Origin of the sequence: Treponema sp. OMZ 840 (assembly GCF_050937815.1) — a bacterium.
Taxonomy (GTDB): domain Bacteria; phylum Spirochaetota; class Spirochaetia; order Treponematales; family Treponemataceae; genus Treponema_C.
Genome location: NZ_JACDIJ010000025.1, coordinates 1 through 6,016, shown reverse-complemented (window position 1 = coordinate 6,016; position 6,016 = coordinate 1). Strand labels below are relative to the sequence as shown.

The following is a 6,016-nucleotide window of genomic DNA, read 5'->3' as shown; positions in this document are numbered from 1 at the left end:
TAAAGACCCGGAGCAGGGCGTATTTGCCGTAACGGACACAAAGACGGTGCGCTGTTCATCGGTAGTGGAAAACAAACCTGCACGGCTCATCGTCATCTTGGACGCGGCAGTCCCGGCAGGAGAGTTTACCCTTGAGGTAAGAACGAAGCTGACAGGCAACGGCAGTCAAAAGTCCAAAACACTAAAAAAAGGAGGCTACTACAAAACGCTCAAAGCAGTCGTATAGTCAATATCGGACACTGCGATAGCGTAATATCGGACACTCCGATAACGTAATATCGGACACTCCGATAACGTAATATCGGACACCCCGATAGCATAATATCGGACAGTCTGAACGATGCCGCACACGGCATAAAAAACGGACGTTGAAGATTAAAGCTCTTTCGCCTTTTACTTCAACTCACAAAAATACCCCCGAACATCCTGTTCGGTAAAGACGGGGTTCTTAGGGGCAGAGTCCCTAAGCGGTTCTTTTGAAGATGGGAGGGGTTATAGGGGAGGGAAGAAAACTTTTATCCGAAAAAGTGTCTTCCCTCCCCTCAATAAGGAGATTTTTATGAAAAGAATAAAACCTTTAAAAGGTTCGGCACTGACGGTGCTCTTTGGTATGGCGGTGCTTTGCACCATACTGTGTACCGCCTGCCCCAACGCGGCCGGAGGCGGCGGAGGTAACACGGGCGGAGGTTCGTCCGCAGGCCCTGCCTATGTAAAGGTTCCCTACGCCGAGCTTGAAACCTACCTTGCAAACACCGCTTTAAGCACAAAGGTAAACTATATAGAAGTAACCGGCATCATACCCGCTGATGACTTTAAAGGAAGCGGCGGCAACACTTCCGCCTTGGGGCAAAAAATAAAGACTCACCCTGCCAAAAAAATTGCCCTTAAACTGCCCAGCGAAGTTGAAGGTCTTGACAGTATGTTCTTGTGCTTTAACGGCTGTACCAACCTTGTGTCGCTTGCCGGTATCCCTTCAAGCGTTACGAATATGTCAAACTGTTTTAGGGGCTGCACAAGTTTAACTGAAGCTCCCGCCATTCCTGCAAGCGTTACGAATATGAGCTGGTGTTTTGAGAACTGCACAAGTTTAACTGAAGCTCCCGTTATTCCTGCAAACGTTACGGAGATGAGAGGCTGTTTTTCCAGCTGTACAAGTTTAACTAAAGTACCCGACATTCCTTCCGGCGTTACCGATATGAGCTACTGCTTTTCAGGCTGTACGGGTTTAACCGAAATACCCGATATTCCCTCAAGCGTTGAGGATATGAGATGGTGCTTTTCAGGCTGCACCGCTCTTAAAAGGGTAAAACTCCACTGCGATTATAATCCGGCAAATATCAACGGAGAAAAAGCCTTTAAGGGGCTTTTTAAAAACTGCACCTCTTTGGAAGCAGGCGGGGTAAAAGTGCGCGCCGCATTCTTAGGTAATTACACCGCCGCAGAAGCCCTTGATGTAATGGCAGTCCCTCCTGTCGGCAACCCTGCCGAGCAAAAAAAGAAGTTTGCAAAAATCCCTATCGAATACGTCAAAGTTTCTTACGCCGAGCTTGACGCCTACCTTAGAGATACCGCCTCAAGCACCGAAATAAACTACATCGAGGTAACGGGCACCATACAGCCTGAGGACTTTAAGGGAAGCGGCGGCAGCACCCTTCCCTCAGTCTTGGGGCAAAAAATAAAGGCTGCCGCTCCTAAAAAGGTTGCCCTTAAACTGCCGGCAACGGTTCCGGGTCTTACCGATATGTCAAGATGTTTTTATAAATGTGAAAACCTTGTGTCAGTTGAAAACATACCCGAAGGCGTTACGAGTATGGGCAGCTGCTTTTTCGGCTGTACGGGCTTGGCTCAAGCACCTGTCATTCCGCAAAGCGTGAACAATATAACCCGCTGTTTTTATTGGTGCACCGCTTTAAAAAAAGCTCCCGCCCTGCCTAAAAATATTAAAGTTATTGACTCTTGCTTTGATAATTGTACAAGTTTGACGGAAGCCCCGCATATACCGAAAAATGTTGAGTCGGTTGCAGAGTGTTTTTCCAACTGCACAAGTTTAACGCAAGCCCCGGACATTCCTGCAGGCGTTAAAGATATGTGGCGGTGCTTTGACGGCTGTATCTCTCTTAAAAGGGTAAAACTCCACTGCAATTATAATCCGGCAATTATCAACGCAGAAAAAGCCTTTTTGGGGCTTTTTAACGGCTGCACCTCTTTGGAAGCAGGCGGGATAAAAGTGCGTGCCGCATTCTACAATAATTACACCGACGCGGCGGCCCTTAATGTAATGGCAGTCCCTCCTGCCGGCAATACCGCCGAGCAAAAAAAGAAGTTCAGTGCATTTTAATGTTTGAATCCCGGTTTCGGGCGAAGCCCGAAACCGATTACTAACGGCTTTTCGGCACATGGCATAAAATCGGACTTCCTGTCCGATTTTATGCAACGAGTTTGCCTTTTGGCAAACTCGCGGTATATCAGGCTTTTACCGGCATCCGTGCCGGGATTTGAAACAGGATGTTTTATGTGCGGTATTCCGTACCTCTTGTACGGGTATGTTTTTTTTATACCGGGCGGATTGCTTGTATCTTTTTTATAAAAAAGTTTAAATTGCTGCCGACAAAAAATGCGCAGTACCCGCTGATAAAAAGGGCAAAGCATAGGTATAATAAAATCTGCATTTCGGATTTTATATCGGCGGCGCTGAACAAACCGAACAAAAGTATTGCCGCTATAAGGATACAGCCGGAACTTATCCAGCGTTTAAACGATATAATTTGTACGGGGTCTTCGGTTTTTTGTGCGAAATCCGGATCTATGTGTTCCATTATACGCGTAATGCACGGATCGTCGGCGGGTGTAACCGTGCGCAGGGGGGCTGACGCACGGTTTTCGACTGTACTTAAAGCTTGTATAAGCGACCGGCATTTTTTACAGCGTATGCAATGCAGCCGTATCGAAAACGGTACGGCGTTCGGTTTATCCAAGTGTAGAAAACGGTTTATAACGGTATCGCATATGTCAATGTTCATAGGGCAGCCCTCCTTACGGCTGAATTAAGGGTTCAAGTTTGTGCTTTAAAAGCTTTTTTGCTCTAAAAATGTGGGATTTTACCGTGTTTATCGGCCATCCTGTTATAACGGCGATTTCGTTATACGGAAAATCATAAAAAAAATATAAATCGAGGCAGACGGCAAAATTATACGGCAATTCTTTTACGGCAGCCCGTATCGCTTCGGCAAGCGCCGAACGCAAGACCTGTTCTTCCGGACCGTAATCGGTGTCGAAAATCGAACCGCTTTCAACCAGCGGCACATACTCTTTACGCCGGTTTACGGTATTTATTGCCGTATTATAGGCTATGCTCATAAGCCATGTTGAAAAGCGCGATTTAAAACGGAAGGTGTGTAAATTCGTATATGCTTTGATAAAAACATCCTGTACAAAATCTTCGATATCGGATGCATTTCGGAAAAAACCGCAGCCCAATATGCGCACTCTTTTTTCATACAGCCGTACAAGGGTTTTAAATGCTTCTCGATTACCCTTGCAAGCTTTTTGTGCGAGTATAAAATCCTGCAATTTTTCTTCGGATTTTTCGCCGTGTTTTATATCGCTCCCCCTTACGGGTGTTTATATACGGTATAAAATACGATAAGGCCTATTCCCATAATGAGCGGAATAAGGCCTCCCAAAAGAGGGTAGCTGAAACCTTCAATAATCCATATTAAAACCGTTAAAACAAGACCGACTCCGGTCAGTAAAATACCCGTAAGCAGGGCAAAAAGCTTTATGTCGAAACGCACCGGTTTGTAAGCTCCCGATTTTATAAGCAGCTTAATTTGCGTATTTCTCCATAAAAGATAAAAAAACACGACAATTCCGCCTATAACGATTCCCACTATCGGAATAACGGAAACAATTACCTGTGCTGCCGGCGTTAAAGCTATTTCGTTCATATTCTTCCCCTAATAAAATGATCACCGTATTTTCGACACATTTAATCGCATAGAGTTGCATTATTCCAAAAAAATATAATCGGAAAAATACAATTCCGTAATTTTGCCGAGTACCAGTTCGCGGTTTATTAAATCGGTTAAATCCGCTTTTAATTTTTGTTCGCCCTTATCCGATAATTCCGTTCGCGTATATTGCTCCATATAGTTTGTAATTACAAAACGAATTTTTCTTGTTTTTTGAGACAATTCTTCATAAAAAGCTTTGTCGGCGGCCGTATAGGGAAAATAAACCGTAATTACCAAGGGAATGGGCGGATTATCGGCTGTGGCGCATCGCAGAGAACCGATATGAGAAAAAACGGCTTTATCCGCTTGTATTTTTTTTTCGAAAACCTGCGGCTCCGGATCTTTGCGGCGCAAATCGGTTCCGGGTTTTGCCTTCCCCGAAACAAAGGCTGCCGCCGTTCCGAAAATGAGGACTGAAAGTAAAATAGCCGAACAAAACAGACATATCCTCTGGATTTTATTCATAGATAGATTGTATACTGTTATAAATATGTGTTCAAGAGTATGCAAATTTATGCCGATACAAGTAACAATGAATATTTTTTATTCGGATGCAAATCTCTTTTAAGCATTTTGTTATATTAAGACTTTGAGGTAGAAATTGACTTCCGGTCAAAAAGTTGCAGTCAGTTTATTAACTTCCGTTCTCATTTTTGCCGCATTTACGGTTGCAGCTTTTTTAGGCTTGTTTTCCGCTATGGAAACCCGGTTTTATCAGCCTGCCCTCGTTCGGGGAATACATAAACAGCTTGCATCGGTTTCACATATTTTAGACGATTACCTTAGCGCATCAAAAACCGCATTTTATACCGAATTTGCGGAAAACGAATATGTAAAAAAAAGTTTTTCCTTTGAGCAGGATTCACAAGACATTAAAGGCCGCGAAGATGCTTCCGGGAATCTGTTTTCAACGATTCCTTCTTTAACCGGTATACGTATTATAGAAAGCGGCGGGAAAAAAATACATTACAGTACCATTGCCGGAGATATTTTGCAGCGTACCGATAAGCTCGTTTCTTATCGGCTTTATAAGGATATAGGCGATTTACCCTATGAGGAAATTGAAAGCCCGCAGGGCGAAAGCGGACGTATTCTATGCGACCCCGACAGAGATCGTATTTTGTACAGCTTTCCGTTTTATGATGCATATTCGATGTACCGCGGTACAATCGTTTTTTATACGGCTTCCTCCGCTTTTGCACAGGAATTGGTAAAGAAAAATCTTATTGCCGTAACCGATACCGTTATCTTTACCGGTACAAAAGAACGTCCCGTATTTGTATTGAGCTTTCCGAATACCGGACGTGAAATATTGCAAAATATACTCATAAAAAAATTTTCCGATGAAGTTTCTTCGGCGGAAAAACTTATCGAAACGGAACAAACAGGCGTATGGCTGCTTTTTTCGCAAATCGGAGAATCAAAAATATATGTATCCCGTCTATATGAGGAAAATCTTTTTGTATTTTCCGACATGATAAAGACTCTGCTTTTAATAAGCGTTTTTGTTACATCGTTTCTCATTGTTTTTTTGATTTTTAACATAAAACAAGATGACATGTTGCTTATTCGGGACAGGATAAAACGTTTTCAGTTTGCAGTTATAAACGATTACTTGACAACAAAGGAAGAAGTTGATTGGAATGCCGTCTATGCCGATATGAAGCGGCGAAAGCGGGAACTCAATGCTGCAATAAAAAAGAGCTTGGGAAGGCGGGCAAAACGTCATAGCGAAGAAGTTGACCTTCTTTTGGATAAAAGCTGGGATGAAATTATCGCTGCCTTGCATCGGCAAAGCGGGGCCAAAGAAAAGCTGCAGCTCGATACGATTACGGCTGAACTAAAAGAAATGATGGAAAAAATCATTTCACAAGCTCATTTCCCGGCGGCTGCCCCCCTTGCATCCGTTCAACCGGCTGTTCGGTTGAAAACCGTTGAGCCGCTCGAAGAAGTAGAAGAACTTGAAGAAGCCGGCAGCGATGAAAAAGCTTCACCCCTTGAGC

At 43.8% G+C, this 6,016-nt stretch carries 7 protein-coding genes; 3 read left to right on the top strand and 4 right to left on the bottom strand.

Translation table 11 applies throughout. The features are described 5' to 3' along the window. Positions 1 to 226, top strand: a 226-nt coding sequence (locus H0R92_RS13900; protein WP_432966242.1) for a DUF4469 domain-containing protein, incomplete at its 5' end; no start/stop codon positions are given. Positions 227 to 559: 333 nt separating this feature from the next. Next, a complete protein-coding gene (locus tag H0R92_RS13895; RefSeq protein WP_432966239.1) occupies positions 560 to 2,338 on the top strand; it encodes a leucine-rich repeat domain-containing protein in 1,779 nt (592 codons plus the stop codon). 214 nt (positions 2,339 to 2,552) lie between these two features. Here H0R92_RS13895 and H0R92_RS13890 read toward each other — a convergent pair whose 3' ends face one another. From H0R92_RS13890 to H0R92_RS13875, 4 genes are read right to left on the bottom strand one after another with little or no spacing between them, the layout of a single operon-like run. Next, a complete protein-coding gene (locus tag H0R92_RS13890; RefSeq protein WP_432966235.1) occupies positions 2,553 to 3,020 on the bottom strand; it encodes a hypothetical protein in 468 nt (155 codons plus the stop codon). Positions 3,021 to 3,033: 13 nt separating this feature from the next. Then, a complete protein-coding gene (locus H0R92_RS13885) occupies positions 3,034 to 3,570 on the bottom strand; it encodes an RNA polymerase sigma factor (RefSeq protein ID WP_432966232.1) in 537 nt (178 codons plus the stop codon). Positions 3,571 to 3,611: 41 nt separating this feature from the next. Next, complete coding sequence (locus H0R92_RS13880; protein ID WP_432966229.1) at positions 3,612 to 3,947, bottom strand: hypothetical protein; 336 nt, start codon at positions 3,945 to 3,947, stop codon at positions 3,612 to 3,614. Between the two features lie 60 nt (positions 3,948 to 4,007). Next, positions 4,008 to 4,478 carry a flagellar basal body-associated FliL family protein gene (locus H0R92_RS13875; protein WP_432966226.1) on the bottom strand — a complete coding sequence of 157 codons (471 nt, stop codon included), beginning with the start codon at positions 4,476 to 4,478 and terminating at the stop codon, positions 4,008 to 4,010. 136 nt (positions 4,479 to 4,614) lie between these two features. Between H0R92_RS13875 and H0R92_RS13870 the strand changes: the two genes are divergently transcribed. Then, a partial coding sequence (locus H0R92_RS13870) for a hypothetical protein (protein ID WP_432966223.1) occupies positions 4,615 to 6,016 on the top strand: 1,402 nt, incomplete at its 3' end.

Excerpts from the sequence above, each read along its gene's own strand:
- H0R92_RS13895 (WP_432966239.1), top strand. The coding sequence starts at position 560 with ATGAAAAGAATAAAACCTTTAAAAGGTTCGGCACTGACGGTGCTCTTT.
- H0R92_RS13890 (WP_432966235.1), bottom strand. The coding sequence starts at position 3,020 with ATGAACATTGACATATGCGATACCGTTATAAACCGTTTTCTACACTTG.
- H0R92_RS13880 (WP_432966229.1), bottom strand. The coding sequence starts at position 3,947 with ATGAACGAAATAGCTTTAACGCCGGCAGCACAGGTAATTGTTTCCGTT.
- H0R92_RS13875 (WP_432966226.1), bottom strand. The coding sequence starts at position 4,478 with ATGAATAAAATCCAGAGGATATGTCTGTTTTGTTCGGCTATTTTACTT.